Genomic DNA, 20,431 nt, shown 5'->3' on the forward strand with positions numbered 1-20,431 from the left:
CGTCATACTCGGCAGTTACTGGGTCTAAATGCCTCACTGCTTCATAACGCGGCACATCTGGTAGTGGCTTTTTATTGTCCATAAACCGCACTAATTCCTCCCAAAACAGCAGGCAATAAATCGGGTCTTGGGCGTTTTCTGTCACGACGATGGTCATTTCGGTGTTTTTATACTGAAAGAAACTGTGCTCATGAGAAATAAACGGCGCATACGCCTGCGCACCATGCTGACTGGTGGTTATTTTCGCTACATTACATTCAATTTCTCGCCATGGGAAACAGCAATTACCAAACTCATCCCGTTCAGTGCAGCCCGGAATGTCAAAGGTATACCCCACTTTACGGGTCTTTCTGTCAAAATAAGCGAGGTTTGCTGGTGCAAAGCGGCTAAACACAGGTAATAAATTTAAAAAGGTCACATTCCAAATCAATACTAACCATAATGTCCACCAAGGATAAAGTTCACCCTCTCCATAAAAAGGGAGTGTGACTGTATTAATAGCTACCCAGAATGTCCCCATAGCGCCCAAAAACATTGGGCCTAAGACCAGTATTCGCCATGGATCATCGCCACAGCTTTTTGTTATAAACCTTTGTCGGTTGTTCGTGATACCAAATTTGTCAATTTTATACCAGTGATAAAATAAACATAAACCTTTAAATTGATCACGAAATTCCATATCTGTTTTCGGTGAAAAAAAATGATTAAATTTGGTTTTTTTAGGTAACTTACCCCCTAAATATGGCAGACTCATGGTTGCTCCTTAACCTTTGTTTATCGCTTTATTACGACGCTTTTTTATTTGTATTCGTTCTGGCGCTTTGTGGCTTTTTATTGTCCATAAATCGCACTAATCCCTCCCAAAACAGCAAACAATAAATCGGGTCTTGGGCGTTTTCTGTCACGACGATGGTCATTTCGGTGTTTTTATACTGAAAGAAACTGTGCTCATGAGAAATAAACGGCGCATACGCCTGCGCACCATGCTGACTGGTGGTTATTTTCGCTACATTACATTCAATTTCTCGCCATGGAAAACAACAATTACCAAACTCATCCCGTTCAGTGCAGCCCGGAACATCAAAGGTATAGCCCACTTTGCGGGTCTTTCTGTCAAAGTAAGCGAGGTTTGCTGGGGCAAATCTATGGATCACTGGCATCAGGTTAAGGATTGATACATTCCAGATAAGTACAGTCCAAATAATCCACCATGGGAACACTTCGTCAGGTTCATGAAAGGGTAAAGATAAAAAACATATCCCAACCCATAGGCTTCCTACCCAACCTAAAATAATAGGCCCTAAGAATAATATACGCCATGGATCGTCACCACAGGAGTGGCATTCAAAGCGCTGTGGATTTCCAGTAAACGAATGCTTGCCTTGCTTAAAGTATTTGTACGTTATACACAGCCCATTAAACTGACCCCTTAAGATAGAATCTGTTTTAGAATCAAAAAAATGATTAAATTTGGTTTTTTTAGGTAGTTTGCCCCCTAAATATGGCAGACTCATGGTTACTCCTTAACCTTTGTTTAACGCTTTATTGCGACGCTTGTTTTACTTGTATTCATCATGGCGCTTGATGTTGTGGTTCATTATGATCCGCTATGGTAAACCCATACCTAACTGTAACCCTAATCGCTTGGCTTTATACTTCCAATTGAGTGTGTCTTTGAGCTCGGGTTTAGGTGTCCAGCGCTGCCAAGGAGCTGTAATTTCATCTCTGGGTTCTAGATTAAACCAATCAAGCTCAAAGCATTCTTCTAGCAACTCTTTGTATATTTCTTGTTGCTGATCAAAGCTCATATCGCGCCAATACACCTCAGGGCGCGGGTTGCCTGCTTTTGCTTGGCCGGCGTCATACTCGGCAGTTACTGGGTCTAAATGCCTCACCGCTTCATAACGCGGCACATCTGGTAATGGCTTTTTATTGTCCATAAACCGCACTAACTCCTCCCAAAACAGCAAACAATAAATCGGGTCTTGGGCGTTTTCTGTCACGACGATGGTCATTTCGGTGTTTTTATACTGAAAGAAACTGTGCTCATGAGAAATAAACGGCGCATACGCCTGCGCACCATGCTGACTGGTAGTTATTTTTGCCACATTACATTCAATTTCTCGCCATGGAAAACAGCAATTACCAAACTCATCCCGTTCAGTGCAGCCCGGAATATCAAAGGTATATCCTACTTTACGGGTCTTTCTGTCAAAGTAAGCCAAGTTTGCTGGTGCAATTCGCTTAAAAACAGGCAACATATTTAAAAAGGTCACATTCCAAATAATGGTGGTGTACCAGATCCACCAGGGGAAGGTCTCACCTTCTATATCTGAAGGTAATAGTTGTGAAAATATACTGATCACAATAAGTAAACTTCCCATGGCTCCTAAAAACATAGGGCCTAAGACCAGTATTCGCCATGGATCATCGCCACAGGATTCTGTTATGAACCTTTGTGGGTTTTGAGTAAAGCCGAATTTGTCAATTTTATACCAATGATAAAATAAACATAAACCTTTAAATTGATCATGAAATTCCATATCTAATTTCGTTTCAAAAAAATGATTAAATTTGGTTTTTTTAGGTAACTTACCCCCTAAATATGGCAGACTCATGGTTACTCCTTAACCTTTGTTTATCGCTTTATTACGACGCTTTTTTATTTGTATTCGTTCTGGCGCTTTGTGGTTCATTATGATCCGCTATGGTAAACCCATACCTAACTGTAACCCTAAGCGTTTGGCTTTATACTTCCAATTGAGTGTGTCTTTGAGCTCGGGCTTAGGTGTCCAGCGCTGCCAAGGAGCTGTAATTTCATCTCTGGGTTCTAGATTAAACCAATCAAGCTCAAAGCATTCTTCTAGCAACTCTTTGTATATTTCTTGTTGCTGATCAAAGCTCATATCGCGCCAATACACCTCAGGGCGCGGGTTGCCTGCTTTTGCTTGGGCGACGTCATACTCGGCAGTTACTGGGTCTAAATGCCTCAGAGCTTCATAACGCGGCACATCTGGTAGTGGCTTTTTATTGTCCATAAACCGCACTAATTCCTCCCAAAACAGCAAACAATAAATCGGGTCTTGGGCGTTTTCTGTTACGACGATTTTCATTTTTGATTTTGGAAACTCAAAGCCACGCTCATGCGACACAATGGGAATAAACGCTTGGGCACCGTGCTGACTGGTGGTTACTTTAGCAGCTGCGCACTTTATGTCTCGCCATGGAATACAGCAATTACCAAACTCATCCCGTTCAGTGCAGCCCGGAATATCAAAGGTATACCCAACTTTGCGGGTCTTTCTGTCAAAGTAAGCCAAGTTTGGTGGTACAATGCGTCTAAAGACAGGGAGTAAATTTAGAAAAGTAACATTCCAAAGTATAACGGTATACCAAACCCACCAAGGAAATGCTTCCCCCTCTTCGTACAGTGGCAATGACAAGATACTAATTATCAGTACCAATGTACCCACGGCTCCCAAAAACATTGGGCCTAAGAACAGTATCCGCCAAGGATCATCGCCACAGGATTCTGTTATGAACCTTTGTGGGTTTTGAGTAAAGCCGTGCTTGTCGTTTCGCAACCAAGGATATGAAAAACATAAACCATGAAATTTATCTCGAAGTGATGAATCAATTTTAGCATCAAAAAAATGATTAAATTTGGTTTTTTTGGGTAACTTCCCCCCTACGCCCAAAAACATTGGGCCTAAGAACAGTATCCGCCAAGGATCATCGCCACAGGATTCTGTTATGAACCTTTGTGGGTTTTGAGTAAAGCCGTGCTTGCCCCTTCGCAACCAAGGATATGAAAAACATAAACCATGAAATTTATCTCGAAGTGATGAATCAATTTTAGCATCAAAAAAATGATTAAATTTGGTTTTTTTGGGTAACTTCCCCCCTAAATATGGCTGACTCATGGTTACTCCTTAACCTTTGTTTAACGCTTTATTGCGACGCTTGTTTTACTTGTATTCATATGGCGCTTGATGTTGTGGTTCATTATGATCCGCTATGGTAAACCCATACCTAACTGTAACCCTAAGCGTTTGGCTTTATACTTCCAATTGAGTGTGTCTTTGAGCTCGGGCTTAGGTGTCCAGCGCTGCCAAGGAGCTGTAATTTCATCTCTGGGTGCTAGGTTAAACCAATCAAGCTCAAAGCATTCTTCTAGTAACTCTTTGTATATTTCTTCTTGCTGATCAAAGCTCATATCACGCCAATACACCTCAGGGCGCGGGTTGCCTGCTTTTGCTTGGGCCGCATCATATTCGGCTGTTACTGGGTCTAAATGCCTCACTGCTTCATAACTCGGCACATCTGGTAATGGCTTTTTATTGTCCATAAACCGCACTAACTCCTCCCAAAACAGCAGGCAATAAATCGGGTCTTGGGCGTTTTCTGTCACGACGATGGTCATTTCGGTGTTTTTATACTGAAAGAAACTGTGCTCATGAGAAATAAACGGCGCATACGCCTGCGCACCATGCTGACTGGTGGTTATTTTCGCTACATTACATTCAATTTCTCGCCATGGAAAACAACAACAATTACCAAACTCATCCCGTTCAGTGCAGCCAGGAATATCAAAGGTATACCCCACTTTACGGGTCTTTCTGTCAAAGTAAGCCAAGTTTGGTGGTACAATGCGTCTAAAGACAGGGAGTAAATTTAGAAAAGTAACATTCCAAAGTATAACGGTATACCAAACCCACCAAGGAAATGCTTCCCCCTCTTCGTACAGTGGCAATGACAAGATACTAATTATCAGTACCAATGTACCCACTGCTCCTAAAAACATAGGGCCTAAGAACAATATCCGCCATGGGTTATCACCACAGCTTTTTGTTATAAACCTTTGCCGGTTGTTCGTAAAACCGAATTTGTCAATTTTATACCAATGATAAAATAAACATAAACCTTTAAATTGGTCATGGAATTCCATATCTAATTTCGTTTCAAAAAAATGATTAAATTTGGTTTTTTTAGGTAACTTACCCCCTAAATATGGCAGACTCATGCTTTCTCCTTTACTTCTTGATTGTATTTAATGGGTAATGTTAGCTCGGGGCTGTAGCGTAAAATTGGGGTTGCTCGCACCTGGGCAATTGTCAATAAGTGTCGTGGGTTTGCGAACTGTATATTGATGGTGTAAATGGCTTTTTGTAGCTGCCCTTGAGGGCTGTAATGCGCGTCGTATTCTTGTGTGCCGCTAATGCCTGCGCTGTGCCAAGTAGGGCTTGCTATGGGTTGCCCACTTACCGCCCGTAAGGGGTTGTTTAGTTGATACTGCACTTGCAGTTCAAGCTCAGATTGGCCTTTAACAAAATCAGGTAAACTCACCTCAACTAGGTATTGCTGCCCCCCCACATGAGACACGCGCACTTGGGGGGAAAATAACACCCCAACAATAAAGTGGTAATAGGGGGTTGGCTGTTTAAATCGTAGTTTGAGCGCCTGCTCTTCAGTGCTTGGGTCAAATACCCAGTTTATGCCTTTACTGATAAGGTTTGGGGCTTTGGCAAATGGGCCGAGTTTCACCCACTTTTCGGCCTCTGAGTCAACGAGTAAGACAGCCCCTACAGACAACGCCATACTGCCTAAAAAGAGCGCCCAGCCAATGGGGCCAAAGCTGACAAATACCGCTCCCCAAATGGCCGATGCCATACCCAGTGAGCCTGCCATTATATTCATTACCCCGGCATCGCGATCTGTGTGATTGATCATATGCAAGCCATCGGCAATTTGTATCCCCCCCATCAATGCCCCGACAGCGCCGCCAAAGGTTCTCAAATATGTAAACTTGGCTTCTTCTTTTGCAAACTCGGTAACCTTCTTCGCAACTGAGTGTGCCCTTGTTGCTGTTAACGGGTGATTTTTTGCCGATACGGCATAGTTCTCCCACACAGCTCCAATGCCTGCAATAACACTGCCGATAACTGCCGTATGTTTCAACCCTTTATACAAACCAGAACGCCCGCCAAACTCTTTGTCATACTCGCCATAACAATAAAACGCCGTGAGCGTGGTTAAGCCCAGTAGTGGGACCGAGCTGAATTTTTTTGTGGCAAAAAAGTACTTTTTAAAATTAGAGATCTTAAGTACCTTTGGCGAACCGGGGCTTAATAGGCGGTTATGATCTTCAATAATATCAGGGGGTACTTCTGTTTCTGGAATAATAAACACTTTACCGCCAGAGCGCCTTACGTCTTTAAATGTGCCTGCTAAATCACGCACTTCAGTGAGCATTTGTGTTAATTCAGCCCGTACTTGTTTGGCCATATAGGGGTGAGTACTGCCGCTGTTTGGTTGGCTATTTTGGGCACCAAGCGGGTTAATTTTCATGTGCATTTCACGGGCCAGAGTAATGAGCTGATTCGCATTGGGCGCTTTACCGCTATTTACCGCTTTAAGCGCCCTTTTAAACGCATCTCGGCCTTTTTTACTGGTGATGTTTTTTACCATGGGGTGCGAAACATAAGGCCCGCTAATGGCAATAAAACCTCGGGGTATTTTATCAAAATCACACAAGGTAATACTTGAAAGTGCACTGGGGTTCATACTTTTGGCCAATGCCCCTACCCGTGTATAAAATAACTCGCTGGCTTCTTCATGAAAGGTTCGCTCTTTAAACACCCGCTGCCAATAGGTGATGGTTTCAGAAAAGCCCTTTTCTATGGTTTGCAGCATACGTAGTTCAATAAATAATGCCGGCATTATCACCGAGTGTGCGGTATTACTGCGTGCCTCGAACGTCCACTTGCGTGGGTCAAACGCCCCCAGTTGTTGTGATATATGTTCTTCATTAAATGCTTGCTGTGTTAAATCATCACCAAATAAGGCTTCGTCGGCCATAAATAAAACATTTAACCAACTTGTTTTATCATTATTTAATGTTTGCGTGTAACTTTTACCTTGGTCGTACAGGGCGTTTAGCTTTTTTATGAGGTTTTTTTTATGCGATTTATTGGGTAATGCCGGCAAAAAAATGGGGATCACTTCATTGGGCATAAATAACGTTAAAAGTTGATCATAACAAAATTCAAAGGCATACGGATAGGCAACCGCAGGTAAGGTGGCAAAGTCGCGCATCAGGGCCAACCAGCTGCCCGGTGCCTGCACGCTATTATCGCGGCATAATTGTGCTAACCCTTGCTCCTTGGCACTGCACTGCAATTGGTGTAAATCTAAAAAGCATTGCTTAGCCCTTAGGTAATCTTCAATTAACGTGGTGAGCGTGCCAATGTCATCACCGAGTAAACAGTGCTGTAATTTTTGTGCACTTAGCTCTTCACCTACCTCTCGGGCGTCATTACTTGCGCTATCATTGCGCTTAAACTGTATGTTGTCTCTGCCCCGTGCCATGGGTACTAAGTCATATTCCCACAGCGCCTCGTTAAAATAGGTCTGATGCGCGAGTAAGGCCGACTTATAAAGCGGGTTGTCTTGCAATGTTCTTTGTTGCTCTGCCAAGCGGTTTAGACTATATACTGCGTCAATTTTTTGCAGCTGGGCAATGCCTAAAATATCGTGCACATAAACCCTAATCGTGTCATTTTTAATGGCCATGTTCTCGATATTTGACCAATTGGGTGCTTTGTCTAACGCCAGCTTTTGCATACGCTCAGCACGGTACTGCGCAGCTTTGCCTGCGTCGGGGCATCCACTAGTGAGGCCTGTTGCGCGTAAGCGAGGGTCTTGCTGGTGCATATTACCCAAGGAAAAAATATACTGCCATGACCATTGCACCCGAGAAAACGCAATTTCTATACATGCCGTGGATAATGAATCGTTTGCTTGGCCTAACAACCCACGCCCTTTTACCGGTAACTTAAGCTCTGTGACGTGCTGGCCTGAATGTGCTCTAAAGTCGTGATCGTGATACTTGGCTAAATCAACCTCACTGAGTACGCCATTGGCCAAGGCCGCCACTTCACGCCATAAAAAGCCATTTAAAAATACGTAATAATACCCAATGGCTTGGCCTTCGAGTAAGGTATCTTGCTCTTTAAACATGGCAATGTACTCTGGGGCACCTGCCTGCGCTTTATCAAGGGTTGGTTCTGTAAATACACACGGAGTGACCGACACAAAGTGTGGCAGTTGCTGCTCACTTTGTTGTGCAGAAGCTAATTCAGGTAACACAAAGCCAAATGGGATCGACAGCGAAAACCCATCAAGGCCATTCAATTTGTAGTCAATAGCACATTGTTGATCAATACTTGCCAAAGCAGTACGAAAAATGTATTGCTGTGCCATACGTTATACTCCCTTATCTACTTTTTGCTGTGTAACAAAAGCACCTTGGCGTAACTCAAACCCACCTTGGTCGAGTGACGTTGTTGATGATCCCCGCGTGACGGTGAACCCAGCTTGAATGTGATCTGTTTTTAAATCGGCTGCCTCGCGTAATTCAATCGTCAGCGGGCTAGGCTTTGCCCCTCCAGGTTGAGATAACGGGGATGGCGGAGTATTTTTATTATTAGAGATCATTAAATCGCCTTGCCTAACCGCCGGCTTGCCTTCGACTAACACATTAAACGAGGCACTGATAAATTCGGCTTTTTTCTCAACGGTGCTGCTGACAATGCCTTTTTTGTCGCCTGGTGAGTCGCCTTTGCTTTCACTAAAGGTGCACCTAATATGTGCGGTGCCATTACCTGCAATTTTAACTGACTCTGCAACATCGGTTAAATCTTCGGCTTTGGCCACATTGGCATACGGGATCGGCACCACTCCTACCATGGGTATGGTGGTATTACACACATCAACCGTGGTGACTTTGCCGCCGCTATTTACATGAACCGCCGTTTTACCATTGATCAATAAGTTATCACCACTTACGGTATTAACTTGCGCTTGTTCTTGTGTTGTGTCTTTTTTAAGTTCTTGTTCACTGCCTTGTTGCCACCCCAATTTGCTCGCTACAAAATCTAAAAAATCTCGGGGGCTGGATATGGGCATATTAACGTCCATACCGGTTTCTGGGTCTTGCCATGGTAATTGGGGCTCATTGTCTTGTTCATTCCAAACTGGGGGCGCAATAACATGATCCGGTAAAAATTCAAAAACTAACTCACCATAGCTCAACCCTTGGTATTTTGGCCGCTGTAGTTCTGCCATAAAAGCCGCTTCTCCAGCGCTTTTATCGTCAAAAATAGCAACCCCGCCCACCTGCCCCAAAGCACCGTTTTGACGAGCGCAGTGTGTTAAACCCAGTAATGTGGGGTTATTTGTGCGCCATGTTTGCGAGCCACCAGAGCGCACATCCGCGGTCATAGCATCTTTGTCATATTGCACGGTGTTTGGCTGCTCGCCAACACTTGCATTAATATAGGTCATCGTCTAGTCACTCCTTGAAACTTTGATGAGGCTGGGTGTGGGTACATTGTTAACCAGCCAGACCTGCGGGGCGCGGTAGAGCGGGCATTGTAATGTAGCATGCGCGTAGGTTAATCCCATTAGACTTTGGGCTTGTTCGACATAACCTAGGGTGTTACTCATATCGGTCAATTGGATCACTGGCTCATCGGCCTGATACAGTGCATGGCTTTGTCCATACCATTGCTTTAGCCAACGCTCTGACATTTGCCCGATAAAAATAAACTGATCGGTACTTTTAGCACCACTTTGCACGAGTTGCTGCGCTAACGTACCATTATATAACTCATATTTTATGGTATGGTTAGGCGTTGTTAGGGGTGAGTTTAAAAACGCACATGCCCCTTCTGATAAGGTTATTCCAACAGGGCCATCAACCACTTGTAATGCTTGTTCAAATACAGGCAATGTGGCAACGTCGGCACCCACACATGAGTCAGCGGCCATAATGAGCGCGTTTTCTGGTAACTGTGCCAGTGATAGGCTACTACTTTGGGTCACGCTAAGCTGTTGCTTGGGTAAATAGCTAAGCAGTAACTGCTCCAATGCGGATATGTCTACTACGGGTTGCCCAGTATCATCACACGGCAGCACAAAATGAATATGAGTTATGCACTCTAAACCAAAGCGGCTTTTACCTTCAATGAGTGGTGAGAATTCAATGCTATCACACAAAAACGACAGCATCTGGACAATTCGACTGGCACGCCCTAGCCCTTGTAAAGGCGCAAGCTCTGCCACAATATACGGCGCGTCTAAGCTATCATCATAACGAATATACGTGGCAGAAGGTTTAGCAAATAACATGGCGTTTTGTACAGCGCTGTATAATGCACTCAAGGCAGTCCCTGTTACATTAACATGGGCGATATAACTCAATGTCGTCATGATTTTTCCTCACCGTGTGGATCAGTTACCCACACTTGGCTATTTACACCCAATGAGTGTTTATCAATGGCTGCACGCCAAATCAGTGAAAAGCTTTGCTCGTCGGTGTCTAACACCAATGTGTCGCAGCACAAAGTAAGCGGATAGCGGTTAAGCCCCGTGTGTAAAACCACATTAGGGGTGGTATATGGTAAATGCAGCGTAACCTGCTCACCATAAGGCAATTGAGCACATAAGCCCGTTAACTTTAACTGCCAATTGGCTGCATACTTGGCCAGTACACGTTGATCTAAGGGGGCATAATTGTACAACTGTGCAGGTTGAGGCTCACTAAAGGGGTATTCGCTCGCCAGTAACGCGGCTTGATCAACCTGTGGCACATACTGAACACGGGGAGCCCAATGACTTGGGATGGGCCCAAAGCTGGCCACCGGTGCGCTTTGGCTTGGCTTACGTTGCACAGTATTGGCATACTCTACCTGCACCAATGCTTGGTTATACGACTGTTTGTTTTTAAGTTTGTACCCTCTACCTGCGGGGTTTTCTAATAAGCACTGGGTGGCTTTGTCTTTGCGGTAGCCGCCAAACGTTACGCCATAATCGAGCGTCAGTGTTGACAGTGGTTGCGGCTCGCTGGCCACTGGGCCAAACAATGTGCGCTGCCAATACCGCGCCCCCGTTACTCGCAGACGTTTATTGAACAGTGGCGCATGCTCGGTCGATAATGCCAATTCAACTTCTAATACCCGTGCTTGCTTGTGCGCGGGTAAATAGCTTTTTAGTACGCCATATACTTCAAACCCTTGTTTAAATGGCACCAACTCACAGGCTTGGCGTAAACTACTGGTGGCCGGCTCAGCAACATATTCATCTGCTGCAACAAGCGGCAAGCTCGGTATTTTTTCACTGTAGGCTCCAGTATTGTCAAACTCAAAGCTTTGCTTAAGCACAATAAACGTGGCCGCTTCATTGGTTTGCGTCCAGCCGTCAAAGGTTTCAACCTGCCAAGCGGTTTGATTGTGGATCATTGTGCCATTCCTGCCGTGTTGTCACTACTGATTTGACGCCATTGCCAAGCGCTCAGCGGGTCGTAATACAACATAGCCGCAGCAGGCAAACTAAATTGTTTCAACGCTGCTCGCTGTACATATATCCCTGCCAAATCGGCTAAGGCGGTTAATGCGTTGTCTGGTGAATAACTCACGCCGTTGAGCACGCAACCCCCCTTTATTAGCGCCAAACGTTGCCGTTCATGTTCAGCAGCATCTAAATTTGGCCGCATTTTTGCTTGCTGCAATTGGCTGGTTTGCAGTGCGTTTATATTGTGTGGCTCAACTGCGGCCAACAAAGGAACTTGTGGTAGCGGTTTATTGGTTAAGCATTGCCATGCCTGATACGCTTGCGTTGCGACATGGGCTTTGCCCATAAGTTTGATGATCATCAAAAGTGCCGTTTTATGTTGAAAGTGACTCAGTACTTCAACGCTATACTGTGGGTGTTGCGCACAAAATAGCTCACACGGTTCATGCCAACGCTCGTCACCGGTGAGCCCAGCTAGGCACAATAACCGGGCTTTAATTTGCTCATCATTACTGCGTGAAAACACGGCAAAAAGCTGCTCTGCAAACCAAGCTGCACTTTGGCAATATCCATTTAACAACGCGCTAAATTGCATGTCAAAACATCCACTTTGTAAGCAACTCATTGCCTGCGAGTCAGTTAACGGCTGGCTCAGCACTCGCTGTTTAAAGGCGCGATTATAGTGTTCGGGTAAGGTAAATAAGCGTGCTAACAGTGCATCATCAAAACGCGATTGCCAATGTACTGGCCGACAGTTTAACAGTGCCATATGTGCTTGGCTTTCAATTGCGCTATGGGCTTCAAAGACGTGGCTGTCTGCTATTTCTTCGGTTATCAAGTCGTAACAGGCTATCAAATGATAAATGGCTGCCTCGTCAGGGTGGCCAGTTAACAGCGTAAAGCAGGCCTTCCACCCAGCATCTGCCAATTGTGATAATGACATACCCGCCAACACATGCGGAGTATGTGTTGGCACATCACACACGGTATAAAGGTGATTAAGTAAAGCCACTTCTAGATGATGCATACGATAAACACCATAAACCCCTTGTGCTTGAAGGCGCTTATGTTGCTTCGTCAAAATGGTCAACCTTTGCTGATGTTGCGCAAGTTTATACACAGAATCGAACATGGTTTAATTCAGCCTTATCGGCCAGCCAGCCAGCGTAAAGTCTTGTTCGCTCAGGGCATTAATTTGGGTTCCTTCAAGCACTAAGGTCCCATCAGCGAATACCTCTACACTGCCTTTGTCAGTGCATAACGATATTGACTGCTGGGCCTGCAACATGACATGCCCATTGCGGTCTTGAATATACGCAGCGGGTGCATGTGCTGGGTTTAATAACTTACCCACCACCAGCCAACCAATATCCGTATGCTGTATAAGCACCCTTTCGCCACTTTCACAGCGACTGACACTGTCTAGCTGAGCACATATAGTCAGTGACGATGTGAACTGTTCACATATCACTGTGCGCACTTTGCCAAGTTCATCGTGCTGATCGACTCTCGCGACTATGTGTGCATGCTGAGCGGCTGTATTGCTTGACTCTAATGAGATTACATCTGCTGACATCATGGTTCCTTGATGATTAATTGTTACTAATTGCACTGCCTTTAATTGCAATATTGGTTGCACTGAGGGTCAGGTTTTTGGCATCGATGGTTAGGTTTCCTGCCGCGTCTATTTCAATACTGCCGCCCCCTTGACTTAGCTGAATAGAGCCAGTGCCATCGCCAAAAATAGAGAGGTTTTTTCCACTACTAATACTGATGTCTCCTTTACCCGCTTCAAATACGATATTGCCGTCAGCGCTATAAAACCTCATGTCTTGTTTTGCTGCTACATCCAGCGTTGTATCGGTATTAATTGAGACATTGCCCTCATTAGCTTGCAAGCGAATATTGGCGTCACTGCTGATCTGGCAGTCTTTTGCAGCTTGTATCGTTACGTTGCCTTCGCGACTTTGCATTTGTACAGACTCTTTTGCAGCCACATTAATGTTTTTACCCGATGTGGCCGTAATATCATCTTGTGCACTGAGTTGAATTTTCTCTTTTGCGCTCACTTTCACATCCCCTTCGCTTGAATGTAGTATCGCGTATTGGCTACCAGCACTTGCATCTAAGGTGAGTTTGTTTTTGCCATCTTGAGTCGCAAGTTCAATTTTTTCTTGTCCGGCTTTATCATCCATTAACAAGGTGTGCCCCGAACGGGTGGTTAACTTATTTTGCGTCGGATTTTGGCTTGTGACTGGGCTGGGGCTGTGTTCATTATATAGTGCCCCCAAAATAACGGGGCGATCTAAGTCTCCATTTTCACCACACACTAACACTTCTGTACCTTGACTGAGCGCAAAGTGCATACCATGGCCAGCTCCCCCATAAGGCTGTATTAATCGCGTTGGCTTACTTTGCTGCCCTTGACCATCTTGATTAAATGGCAGCTTAACAATATACCGCCCTTTATCGTCGACCTCTTGTTCTATAACGGCATTAAAGGTGGCAAATACCCGTCTTTGATCAAAAGGCATGGCTTTATAGTCACAACTGAGTGCCACCAGCGTAGCTTGGTTTTTGTAAGTCAGGCTTTTAACGTGAGTGCCGTATTCAACACCGCCGCCTTGATCGCCCACATGTTCAACGCGTACAACCAAATAGCGGCCATCATATTGGGGATGCTCGTGCACATTTAATATTACTCCAGGGCGCAAAGCGCGGCAGTCTGTATCAACAATCATGGTTTCACGCTGGCAGTCGAATGCACTTTGACGCACCTGTGCCAAGGCCTTACCTGATTCAGTTGACGCATAGTTTTCACCGTAGCGGCTGTCAGTGCCACAACTTGGTATTGAGCTTGTTTGTCGTGTGCTTACTTGCAAGTTACCCGGCGATTCATAATTGTAATCGTCCATCGACACATTTGCGGTAATAAACTGCGCCTTTTGACTAAATGCAAAAATAGTTTCTGTGCTGCGTACCTGACCCGAAGGGGCGACATAACTTAGGTTGACGCTTTGACAGCTATTTGCAAAACTTGCACTGTCTTTGGCGATAAGTAACTTACACTCCCCTATATTTGCTTCAATAAACCCATAAACATAGCCATAGCGGCGCATTAACCTCGATAAAAAATCAAAGTCACTTTCATCATATTGCACGACCATATCAAGCGTTGCGCCAGAAACATTAATTTGTGCTTTAGACATAGGGAAGCCGGCTTTTTGCAATACGGTTTGAATGATTGCAGCGGGCGTCATTTGGGTAAATACTCGGTTTGATCTGCGATGTTTTAGCAGCGTTAAATATGAACCGAGGCGCAGCGTATAATGGTAACCCTGATGACTTTTACCATGCGCGGTATAATGCGTCACAATACCTGACATACTGCGGTTAGTAGTAGACCACACCAGCTCTAGTGTTATGTCTTTCCCTATCACGGTACTGGCTTCAATGGCATCAATACTGAGTATTTTAATATTAAATGCGTAGTCTTCGCACAACGCATCATTATTTGAATCAAACCCGATAACCTTAAATACCCCATCAGGCACACCACTTATCTGAGCAAAGAAGTGGCTTTGATTCGCTTTAAGCCGATCAGCTGCTGAAATTCCCATTGCAAAGTCCTTTTAACTAGATTAATTACTCTGAATTATCCGCAAATATGGCAGATATTTGCTGATCATCATCTAAGGTGAGTGTCAAAACATCGGGCATATCATCTTGCGCGATATAACCTAATATAGACTTAGCAATACCGGGTAAAATCTGCTGTTCAATAACCGCATGAACCATACGAGCTCCACTATCTGACATTTGACATTGGGTCGCAAGTTGCGCGAGCACTTGCTGGTCAACCCGCATTTGAATTTGATGATGCAATGCAATGCGTTTAGCTACGGCTTGGAGTTTTAAGCCGACGATATGTGTGAGTGCTTTCTCATCAAGGGGAAAATACGGTATGACTTGCATGCGCGCCAATAACGCAGGTGCAAAGTGCTGAAGTAACTGTGTTTTGATGACGCTGTTTAACTGATTTAAGCTCGGTAACTGCCACTGCGAGTCCAAACTCGACAAGCCAGTCGTATGTCCGTTAAGTGCCTCATTTATTTCACTGCATTCACCTTCATTCGAGTCATCTTCATTGATTTCTGGAGGAGTACATGCATCGATGATCTGTTGTGAACCAATATTGGACGTCATTAAGATGACCGTATTTCTAAAGTCAATTTCTCGGCCTTCTCCGTCACGCATAAAACCACGCTCAAACACTTGGTAAAATAAATTCATCACATCTGGGTGCGCTTTTTCGACTTCATCTAGCAATACCACTGAATAAGGGCGCTGCCTAACGGCTTCGGTTAACACCCCCCCTTCGCCATAACCCACATAACCCGGAGGAGATCCTTTGAGTTGCGACACCGTATGAGCTTCTTGATATTCACTCATATTGATGGTGGTTAAAAATTTCTCTCCGCCAAACAAGTGGGCTGCCAAACAATGGGCTGTTTCAGTCTTACCTACTCCTGATGGTCCAGCAAGCAAGAATACACCCAATGGCCCATTGCTGGCGCTCACGCCAGATTTACTCACGCGCAGTGCTTGGGCAATTTTATGTAGGCCCGCTTGTTGCCCAATAACCTCTTCAGCAATGCTCTGTTCTAACCGCAATAAATTATCAATTTGATCTTTGATCATCGAACCAACCGGTACCCCAGTCCATTCAGAAATGATTTGCGCCACCGCATCACTGTCAACTTCGGCATATAAGCCATTGCCTTCAGTGTTGTGTTGTTTGAGCGTCTCTCTTAGTGCCAGTAAGCTATTTGCAGTACCTGGTTCACCCGCGTGATGAGCGTTAATTTGTGCTAACGTACTGACCTGTTTTTGCCGCTGAGACTCAAGCTCGGTGATCCTTTTTACAGCCTCGTCTAGCGCCACGTTTAATGTGTGTAAATGTGTTTCTTCGTTACTGAGCCCTTGTGCTTTTTCAGCTTTAATCGCGCTAATGCGGCTTTGTAAGTACCGAATATGCTCTCGCTCAGACTCAATGGCCGCAGGCTCTGTTGCAATCGACATGCGAACCCTCGCAGCAGCGGTATCTAAAACATCTATGGCTTTATCCGGTAATTGTCGGCCCGTGATATACCTTGCTGACAAACTTACCGCAGCTTCAATGGCTTGATCTGTAATTTGGATCTTGTGATGAGTTTGGTATTTGTCTTTTAAGCCACTGAGCATCAGTTTTGCTGCCTGTTCAGTGGGTTCATCCACTTTAATAACTTGAAAACGGCGCTCAAGCGCAGCATCTCGCTCAAAATATTTTTTGTATTCGCTCCACGTGGTCGCGGCCACAGTACGAAGCTCCCCGCGCGCCAAAGCTGGCTTTAAAAGATTTGCAGCATCACTCATGCCGGCATCTCCACCAGCCCCGATTAAAGTATGCGCTTCGTCAATAAACATAATGATGGGGGTTACTGCGCTTTTAACGTCGTCAATAACTTGCTTTAAACGACGCTCAAACTCGCCTTTAACGCCAGCCCCAGCTTGTAGCAGCCCCATATCTAAAATCATTAAGCGTACTTGCTGCAATTCTTCTGGCACTTGGCCGGCAATAATACGCGATGCTAGCCCCTCAACTACTGCGGTTTTACCCACCCCAGGATCCCCCACTAAAATGGGGTTGTTTTTACGACGTCGACACAACACATCAATTAGCATGCGGATCTCATCATTACGCCCTAACACGGGGTCGATATCACCTTGTTCTGCTTTTGTGGTTAAGTCTTCGCAAAACTCAGTCAATGCACTGCCATTTGCTTGCTGAGTCTGTTTATCTGCCCGTTTTGTTACACTATGGGGCCCTGTTGTTTGTGTAAACCGCTCACAAGACCCTTCACATATTTTATCGACGTGCTCAGCCAAAAATGCCTTGTCTAACTTATCTAGCAACGGCGCAAGTGCCACTGCAGGGCTATAAGGTTGCAACTCAACCAAAGCGTCAAGCAATGCAGCACCCGTGATCCACTCACTTTGGTGCTTAACATTACTGACCAGCCACGACTTTTCTAGCAACTCATATAAACGACGAGACAAAACCGGTTTACTTTGATTGCCCGCACTTTGACGCGCTAAAAATTCTAGGGCTTGATGCCAAAGTGCATCTTGATCAATGCCAAAGTAATGAAATATTCGCTCTAAGTCACCGTTACTGCCTTCTTCCATGAGTTTAATGAGTAAGTGCTCGGGCAGCACTTCAAAGTGGCTGCGACTACTAGCAAAACCTGCTGCCGACTCAAGCGCAGCAGCGGTATGGCCATTGAGTTTGTCGATGAGTTGCTTAATACCTTTAGCATCCATTATGATTCCTTATCTATTGAGTCTAAATATTGTTGCTGCGTAAATTCGTATTTCTGTATGCGTTCAACCACTTGACCTAAACAGGTACTTTTACCTAAGTACTGTGGCTGCCCGAGTATGCACCCTTGAATAGGCTGCTCTATGGTTGTGATCATGACTTGCCATGTTAAGTCATGTGGTAATTGTGATTGCAGTAAGCGAGCCAGTAACTGACCTTGATGTTCGTTAGGGTAAAATGGCTGCGCACTTTTCGCCGACATAGGCCCAAGCTCTATGAACAACACGGTGCCAGTTGCCAGCGCTTGTTTGCCTAACACCATATTGTCTCCAAGCACAGATCCCATCGGATCTCCAATTTTACTTGGCTGCAAAATGGTATGCCATGTTGCCCGTGTATCGTCTATTTCAATACAACTAATCGCTAGCTCCGCTTTTAATAATTGCGTTAGCCCCGCGGCACTGGTTTGTTTCAAACTTGCTATACCCGTTTGCACTCTACCTTGACTTTGCTTTGCCAGTACCGCATTCATTATGTCATCGAATTGATTTGAACCAATGCCTGACATTGTCAATTGTGATTTTTTCCATGCTTGGTAAATTTGGCAATACAATACATGATTAAACATGTCTAAAAACACACGGGTACATTGTCCGACTTCTTCATCATTCGCGGCTTGCTCTAACACATAATGGGGCATGGGTGCATCGACGCCATATAACCCCAAAAATGCTGACTCTAAGACTATCGTACCGCTGCCATCAGGGTCTAAGTAACAGGCTCTTACATCGGTTGCAGGAAAGCCTAGCTCTTTAAATGATTTAAATTTAACGCGCTGGCTAACACCTTGCTGGACTTCACCATTAATTGCCCAGTGCTGCTCAAGTAGCCCCATCGCTTTAAACAAACTGAACCGCCAAGGTTCATTGAGTAATTGCGCAATAGGCTCAGGTAATTTTGCCCAATGAGGAGAGAATGGCTTATCATGCAACATCATACTTGCGCACTCTTGCCTGGTTCTATCTCCCATACCCATTCATGATAACTAGGTAAACAAGTCACTCTGGTCTGTACACACTCATTAAGAGGCGCATATAAAATAAAAAAGTGATGTAATAAGGTGCAAAAATGATAGGCATCTGACGCGCACACAAATTTAGTTTCATCAACATGTAAGTGCACTTCAAGCCCTTTGACAAAAATACCGCGCTTTACAATGCTCATAGGCTGAATATGAATTGCTTGAAGGCTGTCAATACGATTGCGGTTTTCTAGTCTTGATGACCAATCAAACAAAGCCAATATTTTTCGCAGTTCAACCGACTGTGTTAACTGCGAAAACTTGATGTTTAACAAGCTAATTAGTTGCCAGTGCTTTTCTTGCTCAGGGCAAGGTAAAAATTGGCTCGGTCGCGTTATATTTTGTACATCGACCACATTGGGCATATCATGCCTGCCCTTATTGATATCGCCCTCTTGTAACAACTGCCTCGGCCAACCGCCATTGAATGCCGTCATATCTACCGACAAAGTTTCTAAGCAATCAGTAAAGGGTAATTGTAAATAAAAGCTTGGAAAAGGCGCGCCGACTTGCCTTTGTACAAGTGAAAATAGCCGCTTTTCTTCTTGATAAACACTGTTATACCGCGACGTATATTTATATTCTTGCCCGGTATGTGCATTGCGTGCTGTGACATCATTGACTGAAAAGCAGTATATATGACTGTCGTGGTTATCTTCGGGTGTGACCATATAGTCGGTTCGATTGGGCTCGGTTTGCATTGGGGTACTTTGGTGCTCAAATAAGTTCACTGCCAATGCACAATTTAATACAATGTTTTGCTCCGACAGTTTATGCCCTGGCGGCAGCTTAATATCATTATGAAACACCAACTCAAACTCATTGACGTCTTCAGGAAGCTCAATACCTTTTAAACCAGTAAAATTGACAAAATAGCTGCGGTCTTTGGCATTAAAGTAATCTAATAATAACGCGTATCCCGGGTGAGACTTTTCTGCAGTGGGTAACACCGCACCCGTTTGGTTCATAAATTCTGCGTTGCACTGTTTCGCTGCTAATTTACGGTTATATTGAGTTTGATTCGGCCCAAAATCTAACGTCACTGGCGTATGCGCCGTTGTCAAAAAGTGGAACAGACAGCTGCATAATGGTGTATCGCCTTGCAAGTAAAATCGCAAATTATTTAAGTGATAGTCTGCGGTTTCACCTTGGCATCGCCACGCTAATCTGATCCGAATTTGCGCCCCGTTATGGGCATCTTTATACGAGACGCCAGTCACTTGTAAGGGTACCAGTGAAGTCAATTCAGTGGTGGTAAAATGGCATTGCATGGCGTTGACTGAATTAGACTGCGAACTCACCGTCATTCCACGCGCAATATCAATGTTTGTCTGCATCATCAATTTAGGAGAAAACTGCAAAATACACGTAGAAGGGTAATAACTAAGCAGTATGGGGCACAGTTGCCTTAACACCTGCTCCGATACTTCTGGCAAACTCTCATCCAGACGCTTTTGCGTATAAGCTGTTAAATACGCGACACCTTCAAGCAACCTTTCAATGTGAGGATCTCTGTCTTTTAGTGCGTCAATATTTAACATGCTGGCATGCTCAGGGTAATGCTGAGCAAATTGTTTACCTGCTTGTGTTAATAGCCTCATTTGGGCATCAAAATATTGCTGCATTATTACTCCAAA

The 20,431-nt window shown here is 44.6% G+C and carries 15 protein-coding genes; all 15 read right to left on the bottom strand.

The genetic code is table 11. From position 1 onward, the window contains the following. The coding region (locus tag PCIT_RS11895) for a hypothetical protein (RefSeq protein WP_192992800.1) at positions 1-754 on the bottom strand (754 nt) is incomplete at its 3' end. A 31-nt stretch (positions 755-785) separates the two neighbouring features. Next, positions 786-1,514, bottom strand: coding sequence for a hypothetical protein (locus tag PCIT_RS11900; protein WP_192992801.1), 729 nt, complete (start codon positions 1,512-1,514; stop codon positions 786-788). Between the two features lie 93 nt (positions 1,515-1,607). After that, positions 1,608-2,618, bottom strand: a complete 1,011-nt coding sequence (locus PCIT_RS11905) for a hypothetical protein (protein ID WP_192992802.1) — start codon at positions 2,616-2,618, stop codon at positions 1,608-1,610. An 87-nt stretch (positions 2,619-2,705) separates the two neighbouring features. Next, complete coding sequence (locus PCIT_RS11910; protein WP_238348021.1) at positions 2,706-3,923, bottom strand: hypothetical protein; 1,218 nt, start codon at positions 3,921-3,923, stop codon at positions 2,706-2,708. Between the two features lie 92 nt (positions 3,924-4,015). After that, positions 4,016-5,023 (bottom strand): hypothetical protein, encoded by a 1,008-nt coding sequence (locus PCIT_RS11915; protein ID WP_192992803.1) that lies wholly within the window; start codon positions 5,021-5,023, stop codon positions 4,016-4,018. Next, positions 5,020-8,262, bottom strand: coding sequence for a hypothetical protein (locus PCIT_RS11920; RefSeq protein ID WP_010366738.1), 3,243 nt, complete (start codon positions 8,260-8,262; stop codon positions 5,020-5,022). Before PCIT_RS11920 ends, PCIT_RS11915 begins: the two co-directional genes overlap by 4 nt. A gap of 3 nt (positions 8,263-8,265) precedes the next feature. Beyond that, positions 8,266-9,345 (bottom strand): DUF4150 domain-containing protein, encoded by a 1,080-nt coding sequence (locus PCIT_RS11925; protein WP_010366741.1) that lies wholly within the window; start codon positions 9,343-9,345, stop codon positions 8,266-8,268. Between the two features lie 3 nt (positions 9,346-9,348). Continuing rightward, positions 9,349-10,272: a hypothetical protein gene (locus PCIT_RS11930; RefSeq protein WP_010366743.1), complete on the bottom strand. Its 924-nt coding sequence runs from the start codon at positions 10,270-10,272 to the stop codon at positions 9,349-9,351. After that, entirely contained in the window at positions 10,269-11,300 is a 1,032-nt protein-coding gene (locus PCIT_RS11935) for a DUF2169 domain-containing protein (RefSeq protein ID WP_010366745.1), read from the bottom strand. The genes PCIT_RS11930 and PCIT_RS11935 overlap by 4 nt, the downstream gene beginning before the upstream one ends. Further along, positions 11,297-12,433 carry a hypothetical protein gene (locus PCIT_RS11940; protein WP_157592762.1) on the bottom strand — a complete coding sequence of 379 codons (1,137 nt, stop codon included), beginning with the start codon at positions 12,431-12,433 and terminating at the stop codon, positions 11,297-11,299. Before PCIT_RS11940 ends, PCIT_RS11935 begins: the two co-directional genes overlap by 4 nt. A gap of 54 nt (positions 12,434-12,487) precedes the next feature. Continuing rightward, on the bottom strand, positions 12,488-12,928 hold the full coding sequence (locus PCIT_RS11945) for a hypothetical protein (protein ID WP_010366749.1): 441 nt from the start codon (positions 12,926-12,928) through the stop codon (positions 12,488-12,490). 16 nt (positions 12,929-12,944) lie between these two features. Further along, positions 12,945-14,972, bottom strand: coding sequence for a type VI secretion system Vgr family protein (locus tag PCIT_RS11950; protein ID WP_010366751.1), 2,028 nt, complete (start codon positions 14,970-14,972; stop codon positions 12,945-12,947). A 25-nt stretch (positions 14,973-14,997) separates the two neighbouring features. After that, entirely contained in the window at positions 14,998-17,715 is a 2,718-nt protein-coding gene (tssH, locus tag PCIT_RS11955; RefSeq protein WP_010366753.1) for a type VI secretion system ATPase TssH, read from the bottom strand. Continuing rightward, positions 17,715-18,710 (bottom strand): type VI secretion system baseplate subunit TssG, encoded by a 996-nt coding sequence (locus PCIT_RS11960; RefSeq protein ID WP_010366755.1) that lies wholly within the window; start codon positions 18,708-18,710, stop codon positions 17,715-17,717. Before PCIT_RS11960 ends, tssH begins: the two co-directional genes overlap by 1 nt. Beyond that, positions 18,707-20,419, bottom strand: a complete 1,713-nt coding sequence (gene tssF / locus PCIT_RS11965; protein WP_010366757.1) for a type VI secretion system baseplate subunit TssF — start codon at positions 20,417-20,419, stop codon at positions 18,707-18,709. Before tssF ends, PCIT_RS11960 begins: the two co-directional genes overlap by 4 nt. Positions 20,420-20,431: the final 12 nt, after the last annotated feature.

It is taken from the genome of Pseudoalteromonas citrea, assembly GCF_000238375.3.
In the GTDB taxonomy this organism is placed as follows: Bacteria; Pseudomonadota; Gammaproteobacteria; order Enterobacterales; family Alteromonadaceae; genus Pseudoalteromonas; species Pseudoalteromonas citrea.